The organism is Stenotrophomonas sp. AS012628 (assembly GCF_010608305.1).
GTDB classification, from domain to species: Bacteria; Pseudomonadota; Gammaproteobacteria; order Xanthomonadales; family Xanthomonadaceae; genus Stenotrophomonas; species Stenotrophomonas geniculata.
Window position 1 is genome coordinate 171,363 of record NZ_VMBJ01000001.1, and the last position, 13,448, is coordinate 184,810.

Here is a 13,448-nt window from a genome sequence, read left to right on the forward strand (position 1 = left end):
CATGGACCGTCCCGCAGCCTCGACCACTCTGGAGGCCTCCGCTGCAGGCGGAGGGGAGCCCGGCGATCTTGCCGAGGACCTGTCCGCACCGCCGAGCTTCCTCACCGAAGGCAGCCCGCGCGGCGTGCTCGATACGGCCTTGACGCGCATGCGCGCGGGGGAGCACGCCGTGCTCGCGCTGGTGCTGGAAACCGATGGCTCCACTTACGCCGGTGCCGGCGACATGGTGCTGTTCTGCAACGGCAGCCAGGTCGGCTGGCTCAGCGGCGGATGCCTGGAGCCGGAGCTCGCGCGACGCGCGGAGCAGGTGAGCGCGGCAGGGCGGGTCGACTGGATCGAGATCGACACCCGCAGTGACGACGATCTGTTGAGTGGGTCCGCGCTCGGGTGCCGCGGCCGGCTGCGGATTGCGCTCCTGCCATTGCGTGCCATGGCCGGCATCGACGACGTCATCGAGGTCTGGCTGCGCGAGGGCGTGTCACTCCAGCGCGACCTTCGTACGTCGGGCCAGGTCGTCTTCCGCGCCGGCCATCGCGAGCAGGCATGGCAGCTGCATCCGATGGAGGGGGCGCAATCCTTTGGCGAGGGCGCATGGCGGTTGCCGTTGCCCCGTCTTCCGCGGGCCCTGGTGTTGGGGGGCGGTCCCGAAACGCCCTTCCTGGTTCCGTTGCTGCGCGGCCTGGGGTGGCGGGTCAGCGTGGCCGAACGGCGAGCGCGCTGGGCCTCAGCCGGGCAGTGCGCGGATGCGCATCTTCAGACCAGCCCGGCCGAGGCCCTTCATGGCGACCCGTGCGACGCGGTACTGGTGATGCATCACGATTTCGAACTGGACCGGGAGGCGCTGGTGGCCCTGGCTGATACCAAAGTTATGTTCATTGGACTGCTGGGTCCGCGGCGAAGGCGCGAGGACCTGTTCAAGCTGCTGACACCGGAACAGCGCCACCGCCTTTCCCCGAGACTTCGATCACCTGTCGGCCTGGACATCGGCGGCCGAGGGCCAGAGGCGATTTCGCTCAGCATCGCCGCGCAGCTGCAGCAATGGCGAAGCGCGCACGGCAGGTGACTGACGCGCATGCGGTTGTCGTGCTGGCTGCCGGCGGGAGCACCCGACTTGGCCAGCCCAAGCAGCTTCTGACCCGGCAGGGCGAGACCCTGGTACATCGCGTGGTGCGGTTGGCATGGGAGCTCGCGCCAGCGCAGGTACTGGTCGTGGTCGGCGCGAACGCACAGGCCGTGACATCCAGCATTGCCGGGCTGGAGGCCACTCCGGTAACCAACCACCACTGGGAACGCGGCCTGGCGAGCAGTCTGCAGGTTGCCGGCGCACGCCTGCTGCCCACGGTGACCGCGGTGATGGTCGTGGCATGCGACCAGCCCGCAATCGAGCGCTCCCATCTGCAGGCGCTGCTTTCGGGTGCCAGCGTCTCGGCGTCAGGGTGCGCGGGCACCCGCCACGGAAATGCGCTTGGCGTTCCTGCAGTGGTGCCGCGTGCATGGTTCAACGCTGCGCGTGCAACCGGTGACCGCGGCTTCGGAGCGCGCCTGCGGCAACTTCCTGTCGATACGGTGCATGTCCTACAGGCACCGGAACTGGGCCTGGATATCGATACGCCAGAAGATCTTGCGCGTGCGCGCGATGCGGGCTGGATCGATGCCGAGGGGTGACCCGCATGATCACTGGGCCAATGCCTGTCGCGCAGGTGACGAGCGGCAGAGCTGCAGCCCGAACCCTCGCTGCCCGCAACCCTGTAGAGTCGGGCCATGCTCGACTACGGCACGCCACATCGCGCCCCATCAGGCACATCACCAGCAAGAATCTGCAGCACCCGATCCAACAGAACAGGTTCCGGCACGCCAGCCAGTACCTGCTCCAGGTAATCCAACGGCTCCAACTGCCATTGGAGGAGCGCCCGCAACCGCACAACGGCAGGCGCCCGCAGCTTCGCGTCCAGTGAGACCTGCAACAGCAGATGTTGCGGGCGCCTCTCCAGCCACAGCACGGGTATGCCTCGGCAATGAACCTGGAACGCGGCATCTCGATGCCGCTCAACGAACTGGAAGCCCTGTCGTGGCCGAGCCTCCACGAACTGCACGGCTTGGCGGCGCAGTTGTGAGAATCGATCATCGTTGATGCTTTGGAACGCGACAGGCGAGGGCACCGGCGGCGCCGGCCACTGCGTCTGTGCCGCAACCACCACCACAAGACAGAGCGCGGTGGCCGCCCAGCGCCACCAGGCCACTCAGCCCTCCGGATGCAGTCGCGTACTGGCGTGTGCAGTAAGGCCGATTCCGGCCATGATCAGCCCTTCCATCACGCGCGGGCCAACGTACTGCTCCAGCTCGCCGTTCTCGCGGGCGCGCTGCGCGGCCAGCAGGATCTCCAGCACCACGCGAAGACCCGCCAGCGAGCAGTCGGTATCCGCCAGGGCGATGCGTCGACCGGGCATCTGATGGCGTTCCGGCCAGGGCTGGCCATCGGAGGCGGCACCGGCGCCGATGCTGTGCAGCAGGGCGATGAGGGTGTTCGGGTCCAGCGCAGGGCCATTCGCAGGCACGTCGTGGATCGGGTGCGGGGCAGGGGAGTGGGGCTGGGTCATGGCGGAGCTCCTTGCGTGCATGCAGAAGCCGCCACCGATAAAGGTGGCGGACGATGCGTGGCTCGAAATCCGGTACGCGACTTGGCCCGGTGGGCACAAGGCCCCCACGCACCGCCCGCCATAGCCGGCCGACGGATTGCCAGCCGGCACCACGCGCGGTGGTGCCGGCTGGCAAGCGCAAACTACAGTCGCGTTACCGGGATTTCGAGCCCCGTCCACCGATGCATTGGTGGCAGGGAAAGAAATACGCCCGCCCATGCGAGATGCCAAGGCAGTAAGGCCGATGCCGTCACCACTTTCAACATTTTCAGAATCGTTGTATGCAGCGCAATGAGGCTGGAGCCTTGCGCTGCAAAGCTATCGGCGATGCCAATGGTGCAGGCCTACGGACTGTCGGCATCCGCCCGGCGATACCATGGGCGAGGCGGATGCGACAGGATTACCAAAGGCTGGCAGGCGTCAGTAGCCCTTCAACGCTCCCTTCGTCCTACTTCCTGACGTCCCTCGGTATGCTTGTTGACTATGTGGGGGAGTGTGGCGATCGCGCGCGACGGCCCGGCCTACAATCCCTATCGGGCGCCCCGGCAGGGGGTGGATCCGCGTCGGGATGATCCAACCTGGAATGTCGCTCAGTCTGAGCCATCAGGCACGCGTGAGCAGTCACCGCATGCGCTCATTGAGGTCGGGGAACGCCCCTTGGGGACGTTCCCAGAGACACCGGCTTACCCGCCGAGCTTCTAAGCGCACCGGCTTCGTATGTGCGGCTCAGTTCAGCTCGCGGATCCAAAGATCACTCGCTCCGCAAGGAACTGCACCACAGGTATGAACCTTCCGATGACAGCCTCAGTCTCCGTCAAAGGAATGTGGCATTCGTCTCGCTTGTAGTTATCACTCGAGTGGACGATCGCATTTCGAATTTCCTTAATGGTTTTCGCCGCAGTCCCTATCGCCTGCCCTGGATGGTTGACGATCTGCAGTTCCTTGCCAAAAGCTTTGACCTTCTTGAAGTAGGAAGAGGAGCCTGAGCTCTGTTCCACCTGTTTAAGGAACTCAAGAAGATCCGGCTCCGGAATGAAATGATCGATGACCGCCCTAAGCAGTTCCGTCTCATCGCTTCGCTGATAGCCGCCACGAATTAGCGAAATGACCCTATCGAGCGATCGAGATTCCGTTCTGAAGTTGGTATCGTTCAACATTGAAGCCAGTTGATGGTGGAGACGCTTCTCCGCAACCCTGTGGAAGTAAAACTCCAGAACATGGTAGTAAGATAGAAATGCTTGGCTTGGCAGCGTGGACGCTTGCCCAAGCTTGTAATAGATCACTGGCGCAGCTTCATATGACGCTCTCGGAATTTTTCTATCGACGATTCGCTCTGGAGTCACCACCGCAAAGGGATCGCGCGGCAGGAATATGCTGTAGCTTATTCGGCTATCTACTGAAAGCTTGAATAGACAGGCGTCGATTGCTCGAATGGCACGATCCATCAAATCCGATGGCTGTTTCCTGCCGGGATGCGTGTACTTCGCAGTTCTAGAGTATGAATATGGCAGAAGGCGACGAACGATCCGCGTATAGTACCTTCGCCCCAACGCCTTTCTGATGCGCCTTTCAAAGTAGGCATCATAGGATGGAGCAAAAAACTGCTCAATAAGGTAGAAGTCGGAAGGTTCTGCAATAAGAACTGCTTCGCCGCCACCCCCTATGAATTCGATCGAATCTCCTGGAGGGCCGTAGGGTGGATCTAGCCGGCTAAGCATGACTTCAACGGAATTGTTAACTGTCAACTGGAGTTTTTCTGGATCGAACGCCTTGCTCCGAACGCGCAAATACTTTTGATACGACTGCTCTATTGATTCATCTTCGCGAATAAGATTAATTGCCTGCTGCCCCCTAGCATCTAATTCTCCAGGCACTTCGACCTTGATCGCCGCGTCCGCAATCTCACATTTGAAGCCAAATCCGATCAGTCTATCCCGCATCACTTCTAGAAAGGTCGCCATTCAAATCCTCAAAGATGCTATCGAAAATAATTAAAGAGATGCACAGCCAAACTTGCCCCGTTATTGGGCGGAATATCGAAGTAGAGCAGTAGTAGTCCGACGCTATTCTCGGCATCGGTAACCCGGAAGGTTCTCCCACCCACCTTCGATGCGACGGAAAATCATGCCATTGATGCACCGCAGCCCATTCCGTTGTCCTCGAGCCGCCGCGTCAGCTTGCTCGCGACGCGCCTTGATTTCGGCAAGGACGGCGACTGTCGGCCCTGTTTCAGTCTCGGGCCGTACTGACAACTCCTGCACCTGTCGCTCGGCTGCACCGTGATTGCTCAGAAATCGCTCATTCCACGCGCTGTTAGTGCGGTCCAGCATCAGGAAGCCAATCGTTGCAAGGCTCAACAGCGTAAGAATCCCAGCACTCAGCCATGGATAGTTCCAGCGACTGCGCTGGATGGGTGGAAGATAAACCGGTCGTTCGCGCTCCATGCGTCCCCCAAGGTGTCCTGCGTGCATTGTAGCCGGGGTGTAGGGGCGGCGCCCCTACGGAGGCGCCTTACACGCGCTGGCGGGGCCTCGGCCCACGACTCATGTAGACAACATTGGACGCCCCGGCGTCGGAACCCGGGTCACCCACGACGAACCGCCGTTCTCGGCGAATTCTAAGGGCTTCGGCTAGGTAGATGACGCTAGATTTCGCCGTGGCGGAAGCTCTTCGGGAGGCTGAGGCCCGAGGAGCCGCATTGGCCATCATCAGTCGCCATTCCCGTGCGATGTTGCAGGTCAGGGACCACCAGGCCATGTCGCATGGCTCCAGCTGATGACCTTCGGGAGTAAACATGTGTCCCACCTTGGAATCCAAAACCGACCCAAGGGCCGGTCAGGTCGATGCGATCATGGGGATCGATCTTGCTCATGCTGCAATCTCATCCTTGTCGGGGGAGCTAACAGGAAGGCAAGAGCCAAGCCACAGTTGGAGCCATTGCCAGGCGGAACCGACGAAAGCAGCTCCACGCCGAACGGCTCGGCAGACACGCAACATTTCGCATAATGTATATTATGTTCAGATCATCTTGGGGTGGCTGGCACGTCTCTTGCCGCTGCCCCGGCACCTACTCTGGCATGGAGCCTGATCGTGCGTGATCGGAAACTGACCGGCCCTTGGGCCGGTTTTTCGTTTAAGGGTGGCCGACTGGTCACACCCGAGGGCCGCGAGCTGGAACCACAAGATCTGGCCTGGCTGTCGCTCACCGCTGCGCAAGCGCAGGAATGGCGTCGAATGATGGAGAGCGGCCGCGCGATCGGCAAGCCCCGAAAACCCTTGTCCTTCAACGCTGCCAGCGTGGTGAGCCTCTCCGATGCCTTGGCACAGCGCCAGAAAAAGCGGTCACCGGTGGCGATGGCTGGGCCCGACGCCGAACCACCAGCGGCAGTCCTGCCGGTACCGGGGCCGAAACGCCGCCAGCGCGTGTGAGGCGCTTCCGTAGGGGCGCTGCCCCTACACCCCGGCTACAATGCGCGCAGGACGCCTTGGGGGCCGTATGGAACGCGAACGACACGAACCGACCTTCGGAAAGCCAGACCTGCACGACGTGCATTTTCGCAGCGACCGCTCGCGACCGATCCGGCGAACCGAGCCGACATCACCGTGGATTTATATGGGCGTTGGCGCTGCCCTGCTAATCGCGATCGCGATGGGCCTTATCGAGTGGAATGCCCGCCGACAGGCCGCCGCTATGACGCGCGAACTAACGCGTCCGATGACTGCCAAGGAAGAGGCGCAATTCAAGGCAGACATGCAGAAGTTTGATCAAGAGTTTAGGGAGGCCTTGCAGCAAGCAGCGCCGCAACCGCGCGTGATCACCCTGCCCGCCGCAGATCCCGCTCCGCAGCCGCTTAAACCTGGTGAACGCTGCATTCAGGGGCGCAGATTCGAGCGCATTGAGGGTGGATGGCGAGATCGTCCCAACGACCCATGCTGACGGAGAGTTAGGGCCGCTCGCGCTTGTGCTGACGGTCGAACGCCCGGTCCATCCATCGGGCAATCCAGTAGTGAATGTCGAGGTATCGGCGCAGGCTCATGGCCGCAGTATAGGCGCCAGCAGCCCCATGCACGCAAGGTGGGCCACGTAGTAAACATAGAAAGCCCACCGGCCACGCGGGACCGGCCACGCCACCCGGGACAGACTCACTGCCACCGGAATCGCCGCCAGCGCCCACAGGTTGCCGTTGAACCAGCAGATCGCGGCGAACGCCGGAACCAACAGCCAGTGCTGGCGCCGATGGAAGGCCAGCCACGCCAGCAACACGAACCCTACCCCGGCCCATTGATAATCCACGACCAACGGCAGCACTCCCGCGGCCATCACGACCACCGCACTTTCGCGCCGCTCAACCGCATAGATCACCAATGCAGACAGCGAGAAGGTAAGCAAGATGTTGAGGGGCAACCAGTAACCGAAAGCCACCGCGTGCACCGGCTGCGCGATGACACCCCACAGCGCGAGCCTGCGGACAGACTTACCCACATCCGCACCGGGCTGTGCGAGGTTGTAGGCCATCACCAATGCGAACAGCGGAAAGGCCACCCGCCCCGCTTCGCTGATACCTGGCACATACCCACCGTAAATGACCTTGGCGACGTGATCCCCGGTCATGAGGATCACGGCTAGCCACTTCAACAACTCGCGTGCGCTGCTGGTCACAGCTTGTTCGGCCCCGGCGCCGTGGTCATGTAGGAATCAGATCGATAGGACGGCGACTCTGGAAACGTGCCCATGGAACGTTCAACGTGCTGGGCAACACCCCCGACACGTCCCGTTGCTGCAACCGACCGAGATCGATCGAGATCCTCAACACGCTGAGTGCTGCGCTCTTCTAAACGCTCTCGATAGGGGTTATAGACCGGGCCGTTCCGAGCCAGCGTGCGGCATTCCGGCTGACTCAACTCATATGCGGTGCCCTGCTCCGTCAGACACCGGCAGCTGGCCTCCTGCCGCACGCCCTGCGCATCCAGCCCTTCCAGCGACGACATACACACCAACTGCGGATCCGAACGCGCTTGCCGCTCATCAAAGACCGGCGCTGTCCAGGGCATGGTGCTGATGCGCGGCAAGTGATCCTTGGCATATGCAGCGGCAGTCGGCCAACGCGGCGCATCTTCCTTGGCTCCCGCTGGACGGAAGGGCGAAGGGGCCGCATCGGCTGACGCCGATTGCGTCCCCTCTTTCCCCTCGCCACCGGCGAAGCTGGAGGGACGAAGTGACGTGTATGCCAGATAGGCGAAAACGATGGCAGCAACCGCCAGCACCGGCAACAACATCACCTTGAAGGGAATGCGGGCCTTGATCGTGTGTACCTCAGCAGACTTGTACTGACCGAAGACCTGCGAGGGCAGCAACCGGGTCGTGCGCTGCGCCATGTCGCGCTTCGCCAGCGATTTGATTTCTTCGTTCAACTCACCCCAGCGGTAGACGTCGAGCATCTTTGTGCCGAAGCGACGGACCACGTGCGCGTGTGATCCGATCAGGCCGCGCACAAACGGATACAGCTGGTTCGGCTGCTGCGTGGTCCATACGAAGTCCAGCCCACGATGGCGATGCTCAGCCAGCTCGAGAACATGGCGCGGCGTCTGCTGGCGCGTCGCGTCATGAAGGTGCCCGAACCACTTCCACGCCTCATCGACAAAGATCAGCGACCCATCTGGGACGATGTAGTTCCCCTCTGCGTCCTTGTTATTCCAGTGGCGCGGATCATCCAGAACAGTCGCAAGGCCGGGGTCAAGTCCATCGATCCCAGCAGCGAATATAGGCCGGCTAGCCGCCTTTGCTTCGGCGACAAGGCGCTCCATCATCAGCGCCGTTTTTCCATTTCCCGGCTGACCGGTGAACAGTTCGATAGGCATGTCAGGTCCGCTTCGTCAGGAACGTTTTTGCGGCACCCACAGCGAACTTCGCGGTCGCCGCCGAGGCGATCATGGTGCAGGCCACGTCGAACTTCATGAGTCCCGCGTAAGCAACGACCAACGCGCCGAACTCACCGCCGGGCGCACCCGCGCGCATCGCCTGTTCCATTTGATCAATCCAAGGCTGAACCAAGAATTCGTTGGTTGCCCAGGACAACCCCAGCCAGACCATGGCCTCTGCAACCCATGGGCCCCACTTAGAACGGAACAGCGCGGCGAGCGCCGTCAGCAGCGTGCTAATCAGCATTGGCATGATCAAGCGTCCCTAGATGCGATGATGCGAAGCGAAGCTAGGGCGGCGAGCCCCATCACGAAGTAGCCACCGAGAATCAACCAGTTGCAGAGCGGCGCTGTGTTGATCTGGATGACATTTCCGAACACTTCAAAGCTCGGCGGCTGCGGACAGGCCCGCCCCCAGCCGTATCCGCCCGTGTCAGGCTTCACCGGCGTGCCGCTACGCGGCGCCCATACATCAGAGCTAGGCCGATCCGGTGCCGTTGTGACTGCGCCGCCGGTGCCGGTCAGGGCGTCACGAATCGCCTTGACATCAGCGTTATCGCCGCCTCCATTGCCACTGCCCTGCGCCATCTTTTCCAGCGCACAGGCCGACCGCCACTGCATTAGAAGGCCGGCGTACTCCATCGCGTCGCACTTCTCCCCCGTGCAGATCGGCATGGATGCACAATTGCCGCCCGCGATGTTCCGGTTCTTGCGCGTGTTGCAGTCGATGCGCCATTGAATACGCGCCTGACCGCACATGATCGGCGACCCGCTACACGAAGGCGGCGCGCTACAATCGTCGCCACCGCTGAAAGACTCTTCGTTCACTGGATCGGGATTGCCGTCGTTGTCGGCGTCCTTCTTGCAGGTCCCGTCCTGGCCGCGCACCTCACCCTTTGCGCACTGTCCGTCGCCGGGAAGGCACTTGCCATCAGGTGAACGAACCTGACCCGCAGGGCACTCGTTCTCTTTCTTCTTGCAGGTGCCATCCTGCTGCTGCGTCATTCCTTCCGGGCAGGGCTCAGGCGCGCACTGACCAAGAGAGTTTGGTTTTGCACCGTTGGGACACTTTCCATCGTTAGTCGGCTCGCAAACCCTAAGCAATGCGTTCCAAAAGTAGCCGGATCCCATTGCATTACAGTTTGACTCTTCATTCGCAGGACAGATGCTGCCGGTTGCGGTCCACGTCTTGCTGCCATCGCCGTTGCTATACCACGCACCATCGCATCCGTTGCGGCAACCGATGCTCCCGTTCTTCGCGGCCCCACTGCTAGCCCAAGGGCCAGTACCTGTGTACTCAGGCTCCGAAGAACACTTGTTCACCCAGTACCAGTTGCCCTCATTAAAGGGGCCTTGTTCGACACCGGTGCTGGCCTGAATCTGCCAGTAATTCATCTCGGTGTATCCCGCATTAGGCCCACCAACGTGAACACATTGCTTGCGGCTGTTACTACGGAATCCTGTCTTAATCGGCGGGACGAATGCCTGGCACTGCGCATCGGCTTCACCTACAGAACATTGAGCTGCCTCGCTGCGGCAATTCTTGGTCTGAGCATGAGCCTCGCCCAGCCCGAGCCAGCCAAGAATCAATGCTATCAGCACATAGGCGATACGCCTGGCAATCGCGGAGGCGAACACGCGTGCAAGCCAGTGCATCAGTTGAAGTCCACAAAAATGATCGCGCAGGCCACCAGCCATGCGCACAGCCAGATCCACCCTTCCATCCCAAGCCCCCTGCCCTGTCCAGGGCGTTAGAAGACCGGGGGGAGGGAGTCGGCCCTGCCCCCCGGTTGCCGTTACATCGCGCGGCGCACCCACTTGTAGACCTTGATGCCGACCAGCACCAACAGCACAGCAGCGCCGATCTGGCCGACCGGGCCGAGCGCGCCATTGATGGACGTGACCACGGGGCCCACGTCCACGCCACCACCGCCCGACGCGAACGCCGGAGCCGAAACCAGCGCGGCGGTGCCGACAGCCGCCAGCGCGGCACCCTTGCCCTTCAGGGCCTTCAACATCTTCTGCATGTGTCCTCCTAGGACTGTTCGATTTTTTTGCGAATGAGCCGGAACACGTACGCAACAGCCCACAGGAGCGCGATCTTCGCGCCGATGGCCTGTGCATCCTCAATCGGCAGTTCCGGCAGCAGTGCCGGCTGAGGAATCCAGATCACAGCCGTGCAGGTCCCCGTAGCCGTGTCCAAGTCGGCTTCGCGGCAAGCAGGGATCAGCACGGCCATGGCTTACGGCTTCGCCGGAACAGCTGCGGCCTTCGCCTGCAGCGGTACGAGGTCGACGTAACGCTTCAGCACCAGATCGCCGTACTGGCTCAGTGCGAAGGACTGCGGGTCAATGTCGTACTCACCCGGGGTGTACGGCGGGCGCGAGCCGAGGCCGACACGGAACGGCAGCTCGAAGCCGTTGCCCAGGTCGAGGCCAACGGTCTGCGAGCGATTGATGGTGTTGGTCTTGCTGTTGTGCCGTTCTTCGACGGCAGCGGACTTCACGCGGCAGATAGGCATAGTTCTTCCCTCACATAGCGATGGAGTGGTTCACCCTTGGCAATACCGCGAAACCGTCCGGGGTGACCGTCACGGAGGATGCGGCTCTCTGCGAAGTCGGCCCATGAATCGCCGAGCGCTCCGCGAAGGACGTTGAGGAATGGCCCTACCTGTCGATGCGCCCACTCAATACCGGCTTCGACAGAGGTTTCCACTTGCTTTTGCAGCGTGCGCAGTCGCGTGCACACGCCCGTAATAAGGTTCTGCAACGCGCTGTACGAACCGCGCAGGTATGCGCCGGGGTTCAGCAGCACATCCAACGGGATTTCCATGTGCTTGCCGTACAGGCGCACTTCTGCCCGTACCCAGCGAGACGACGACAGGCCTTCGGCCTTGCCCTTTTCGTATACGCACAGTTCCTTGTGGCCTTTGCCGCCCACGTACAGCGTGCAGCCGGTGTTGTGGCCTTCATCGGAAATGAAGCGGTGACGTGGTGGGCATCCGCCTTCGGTGAAGCCACCCTGAGCAGCAACCTCGCGGAGCGCATGCACGTCCAGGCGTTCGCCTTCATAGTCGTCGTGCGCGCAGTCAACGCGGGTGATCTTCCCATCAAGCATGGACAGCTGCTTGTAGATGCGGGCGCGGTCACGAATCCACTTGCAGCCCATGCCGGTGAGGCTGATGCACACGGTGTTCTTCTTGCCGCCAATGCCCACCCGGCCAACGACTTCGTTTTCGCGATCGATCAACACCGCCGACTGCTCGTAGAAGTTCCAGCTCTTCTCACGAATCGCACCGGCAACCACTTCGCCACGGAAGCCGAAAATGCGGAACAGCAAGAGGTCCAGCTTCTTGCAGTTGACTTCTTCAAGGGCGGAGAGCGGGACCACAAAGGTCAGGTAGTCGATGATTGCGTCTTCCTGACCCTTTTGGCCCGTGTTACTCCCCGGGCCAATCTCCGCCGCCGCCCGCTGTCCCTTTTGACCGGGCGAAAGCGGGGAAAAGCCCCCTGCCCCGCCCTCTACAGCCATCCTGAAACGAGCGCGATCAACGGCCATTGCGCCCCCCTTTGCCGCGCAGGACGAACACCAGCGACCAATAGAAGCCGGTAAGAAGCACGCCGCCCAGCACGAGAACAACAAGCGGATCACGCATGAACTCAGCGAACATGGGCGGCCTCTCGTTGCTCGGCAAAATGGGCAGCGGCCAGCAGATCGCCGCGCTTGGTGGCAGCGATTTCGGCCTGATAGAGCGTTTCCTGATCCGGGGTCCAGCCGGTTGCGGCCAGTTCGGCGCGTGCCTGGGCTACGAAGGCGGCTTCGCGTGCGCTGCGACGGGCAGACTCCCCACGCCGGTCGAGGCACCACGAAACCAGTTTTGCGCTGCCAATCGAAACGGCCACGATGGCCGCCAGCAGCACGAAGGCAATGAACGGATCGATCATCCCTCTTCCCCTGCCCCAAGCCCCCAAGGGAACCCGCCAGCGGCCTTGGGGTGCCGGTGGCGGGCGTCAGATACGCATCTGACGCGGAGGATGTAAGCTGATTGCCTGACAACTTGTCAAACGAGTATCTGACATGACCGCTATTGCCGAACTGCTGGATCAGGCGCGTGAGCGCTGCAATTTCAATTCAGACAATGAGTTAGCAACGGCTGTGGGCCTGAAACGGCAGACGATCCACCAGTGGCGGCACAGCCTTGCGCCCATCTCAGATGAGCGAATTGCGCAAATCTGCGCGATGGCGAAGCTCGATGGTCCCCACTGGACGGCTCAGATCCACGCCGAACGGGCGCAATCCCCTGCCGAACGCGCCATGTGGAAATCGATGTTGGACAGGTTGAGCGCGGTCGCCGCCGTGTTGGCGCTGGTAGTGTTCGCAGCACCAGGCGCCGCCCGCGCTAAAGCCATTGATTCACAAGGCTTTTCCGGCTCCAATCAGCCGCATTCTGTATATTATGTTCAAAGCTCCGGGGACGCTGGCGTACCGTTCGCCTCAATCACCGGCCTTGCTATGCCAAGCCAAGAAGCCAGCCTGCCCCTCGCGGCCTGGCAGCTACGGCTTTCTCCATCGTCCGATCAGGGTCTTGTACATGACCCAAGCGATCCAGCCGCAGACCAAGCCGCCCCCCGCGACAATGATCTCTTCCTCTTCAAAGGCGGCTCCATTCAGTCCTTGATAGGCAACGAAAGCCAACGCTCTCAATGACAGCAAGGCAAACAAAGCTGTAGGCGCCCAAAGCAGGACCTTCATCGTTCTCCCGCCTCCAATTGCATCGGCCGGTCACTTGCCATGACGGGAACGTGATTTCCGTCCGGCGTGACGCGTCACGTTAATGGTCTATGGCAGTCCGCTGCCGCAGGCCCTCCATCTCAACCTGGCGCCCCTTTCTGC

The 13,448-nt window shown here is 61.7% G+C and carries 18 protein-coding genes and 1 pseudogene; 5 read left to right on the forward strand and 14 right to left on the reverse strand.

Translation table 11 applies throughout. The annotated features are described in order from the left end of the window. The first annotated feature begins 1 nt into the window (after window position 1). Both G5A07_RS00775 and G5A07_RS00780 read left to right on the forward strand, forming a co-directional pair. The gene (locus G5A07_RS00775; protein ID WP_191862361.1) at window positions 2-1,063 is read left to right on the forward strand and encodes an XdhC/CoxI family protein; all 1,062 of its coding nucleotides are present in this window, start codon (window positions 2-4) and stop codon (window positions 1,061-1,063) included. Beyond that, a complete protein-coding gene (locus G5A07_RS00780) occupies window positions 1,039-1,665 on the forward strand; it encodes a nucleotidyltransferase family protein (protein WP_191862363.1) in 627 nt (208 codons plus the stop codon). Before G5A07_RS00775 ends, G5A07_RS00780 begins: the two co-directional genes overlap by 25 nt. Before the next feature lie 104 nt (window positions 1,666-1,769). Here the strand turns inward: G5A07_RS00780 and G5A07_RS00785 are convergent, their stop codons facing one another. The 4 genes and pseudogenes from G5A07_RS00785 to G5A07_RS00800 form a co-directional block, all read right to left on the reverse strand. Then, entirely contained in the window at window positions 1,770-2,240 is a 471-nt protein-coding gene (locus G5A07_RS00785; protein ID WP_111190986.1) for a hypothetical protein, read from the reverse strand. After that, window positions 2,241-2,597 carry a hypothetical protein gene (locus G5A07_RS00790; RefSeq protein WP_044570193.1) on the reverse strand — a complete coding sequence of 119 codons (357 nt, stop codon included), beginning with the start codon at window positions 2,595-2,597 and terminating at the stop codon, window positions 2,241-2,243. It lies immediately after the preceding gene. 770 nt (window positions 2,598-3,367) lie between these two features. Then, window positions 3,368-4,597 (reverse strand): hypothetical protein, encoded by a 1,230-nt coding sequence (locus G5A07_RS00795; protein ID WP_191862364.1) that lies wholly within the window; start codon window positions 4,595-4,597, stop codon window positions 3,368-3,370. Between the two features lie 550 nt (window positions 4,598-5,147). Then, a pseudogene (locus G5A07_RS00800) lies at window positions 5,148-5,508 on the reverse strand (DUF3653 domain-containing protein). A gap of 218 nt (window positions 5,509-5,726) precedes the next feature. Between G5A07_RS00800 and G5A07_RS00805 the strand changes: the two are divergent. Both G5A07_RS00805 and G5A07_RS00810 read left to right on the forward strand, forming a co-directional pair. Then, window positions 5,727-6,065, forward strand: coding sequence for a DUF3653 domain-containing protein (locus G5A07_RS00805; RefSeq protein ID WP_191862366.1), 339 nt, complete (start codon window positions 5,727-5,729; stop codon window positions 6,063-6,065). A 67-nt stretch (window positions 6,066-6,132) separates the two neighbouring features. Next, the gene (locus tag G5A07_RS00810) at window positions 6,133-6,573 is read left to right on the forward strand and encodes a hypothetical protein (RefSeq protein WP_262405772.1); all 441 of its coding nucleotides are present in this window, start codon (window positions 6,133-6,135) and stop codon (window positions 6,571-6,573) included. A gap of 96 nt (window positions 6,574-6,669) precedes the next feature. Here the strand turns inward: G5A07_RS00810 and G5A07_RS00815 are convergent, their stop codons facing one another. From G5A07_RS00815 to G5A07_RS00855, 10 genes are all read right to left on the reverse strand, one after another. Next, window positions 6,670-7,296, reverse strand: coding sequence for a TraX family protein (locus tag G5A07_RS00815; protein ID WP_191862367.1), 627 nt, complete (start codon window positions 7,294-7,296; stop codon window positions 6,670-6,672). Continuing rightward, window positions 7,293-8,495 carry a zonular occludens toxin domain-containing protein gene (locus G5A07_RS00820; RefSeq protein ID WP_191862368.1) on the reverse strand — a complete coding sequence of 401 codons (1,203 nt, stop codon included), beginning with the start codon at window positions 8,493-8,495 and terminating at the stop codon, window positions 7,293-7,295. Before G5A07_RS00820 ends, G5A07_RS00815 begins: the two co-directional genes overlap by 4 nt. Window position 8,496: 1 nt before the next feature. Then, entirely contained in the window at window positions 8,497-8,808 is a 312-nt protein-coding gene (locus tag G5A07_RS00825; RefSeq protein ID WP_071227375.1) for a DUF2523 family protein, read from the reverse strand. A 2-nt stretch (window positions 8,809-8,810) separates the two neighbouring features. Then, complete coding sequence (locus tag G5A07_RS00830; RefSeq protein WP_262405773.1) at window positions 8,811-10,271, reverse strand: virulence factor TspB C-terminal domain-related protein; 1,461 nt, start codon at window positions 10,269-10,271, stop codon at window positions 8,811-8,813. An 80-nt stretch (window positions 10,272-10,351) separates the two neighbouring features. After that, the gene (locus G5A07_RS00835; protein WP_191862370.1) at window positions 10,352-10,582 is read right to left on the reverse strand and encodes a major capsid protein; all 231 of its coding nucleotides are present in this window, start codon (window positions 10,580-10,582) and stop codon (window positions 10,352-10,354) included. Between the two features lie 8 nt (window positions 10,583-10,590). After that, the gene (locus G5A07_RS00840) at window positions 10,591-10,794 is read right to left on the reverse strand and encodes a hypothetical protein (RefSeq protein ID WP_065184837.1); all 204 of its coding nucleotides are present in this window, start codon (window positions 10,792-10,794) and stop codon (window positions 10,591-10,593) included. A 3-nt stretch (window positions 10,795-10,797) separates the two neighbouring features. Further along, a complete protein-coding gene (locus G5A07_RS00845) occupies window positions 10,798-11,076 on the reverse strand; it encodes a single-stranded DNA-binding protein (protein WP_191862372.1) in 279 nt (92 codons plus the stop codon). Beyond that, window positions 11,058-12,113: a replication initiation factor domain-containing protein gene (locus G5A07_RS00850; protein ID WP_191862374.1), complete on the reverse strand. Its 1,056-nt coding sequence runs from the start codon at window positions 12,111-12,113 to the stop codon at window positions 11,058-11,060. Before G5A07_RS00850 ends, G5A07_RS00845 begins: the two co-directional genes overlap by 19 nt. Continuing rightward, the gene (locus G5A07_RS22365) at window positions 12,103-12,225 is read right to left on the reverse strand and encodes a hypothetical protein (RefSeq protein WP_262405774.1); all 123 of its coding nucleotides are present in this window, start codon (window positions 12,223-12,225) and stop codon (window positions 12,103-12,105) included. Before G5A07_RS22365 ends, G5A07_RS00850 begins: the two co-directional genes overlap by 11 nt. Next, window positions 12,215-12,499, reverse strand: a complete 285-nt coding sequence (locus G5A07_RS00855; protein WP_191862376.1) for a hypothetical protein — start codon at window positions 12,497-12,499, stop codon at window positions 12,215-12,217. Before G5A07_RS00855 ends, G5A07_RS22365 begins: the two co-directional genes overlap by 11 nt. A gap of 133 nt (window positions 12,500-12,632) precedes the next feature. Between G5A07_RS00855 and G5A07_RS00860 the strand changes: the two genes are divergently transcribed. Next, window positions 12,633-13,262, forward strand: a complete 630-nt coding sequence (locus G5A07_RS00860; protein ID WP_191862378.1) for a DUF3693 domain-containing protein — start codon at window positions 12,633-12,635, stop codon at window positions 13,260-13,262. Window positions 13,263-13,448: the final 186 nt, after the last annotated feature.

Excerpts from the sequence above, each read along its gene's own strand:
- G5A07_RS00790 (WP_044570193.1), bottom strand. The coding sequence starts at position 2,597 with ATGACCCAGCCCCACTCCCCTGCCCCGCACCCGATCCACGACGTGCCT.
- G5A07_RS00835 (WP_191862370.1), bottom strand. The coding sequence starts at position 10,582 with ATGCAGAAGATGTTGAAGGCCCTGAAGGGCAAGGGTGCCGCGCTGGCG.
- G5A07_RS00860 (WP_191862378.1), top strand. The coding sequence starts at position 12,633 with ATGACCGCTATTGCCGAACTGCTGGATCAGGCGCGTGAGCGCTGCAAT.
- G5A07_RS00795 (WP_191862364.1), bottom strand. The coding sequence starts at position 4,597 with ATGGCGACCTTTCTAGAAGTGATGCGGGATAGACTGATCGGATTTGGC.
- G5A07_RS00840 (WP_065184837.1), bottom strand. The coding sequence starts at position 10,794 with ATGGCCGTGCTGATCCCTGCTTGCCGCGAAGCCGACTTGGACACGGCT.
- G5A07_RS00810 (WP_262405772.1), top strand. The coding sequence starts at position 6,133 with ATGGAACGCGAACGACACGAACCGACCTTCGGAAAGCCAGACCTGCAC.
- G5A07_RS00825 (WP_071227375.1), bottom strand. The coding sequence starts at position 8,808 with ATGCCAATGCTGATTAGCACGCTGCTGACGGCGCTCGCCGCGCTGTTC.
- G5A07_RS00820 (WP_191862368.1), bottom strand. The coding sequence starts at position 8,495 with ATGCCTATCGAACTGTTCACCGGTCAGCCGGGAAATGGAAAAACGGCG.
- G5A07_RS00855 (WP_191862376.1), bottom strand. The coding sequence starts at position 12,499 with ATGATCGATCCGTTCATTGCCTTCGTGCTGCTGGCGGCCATCGTGGCC.
- G5A07_RS00775 (WP_191862361.1), top strand. The coding sequence starts at position 2 with ATGGACCGTCCCGCAGCCTCGACCACTCTGGAGGCCTCCGCTGCAGGC.
- G5A07_RS00845 (WP_191862372.1), bottom strand. The coding sequence starts at position 11,076 with ATGCCTATCTGCCGCGTGAAGTCCGCTGCCGTCGAAGAACGGCACAAC.
- G5A07_RS00780 (WP_191862363.1), top strand. The coding sequence starts at position 1,039 with ATGGCGAAGCGCGCACGGCAGGTGACTGACGCGCATGCGGTTGTCGTG.
- G5A07_RS22365 (WP_262405774.1), bottom strand. The coding sequence starts at position 12,225 with ATGTTCGCTGAGTTCATGCGTGATCCGCTTGTTGTTCTCGTGCTGGGC.
- G5A07_RS00850 (WP_191862374.1), bottom strand. The coding sequence starts at position 12,113 with ATGGCCGTTGATCGCGCTCGTTTCAGGATGGCTGTAGAGGGCGGGGCA.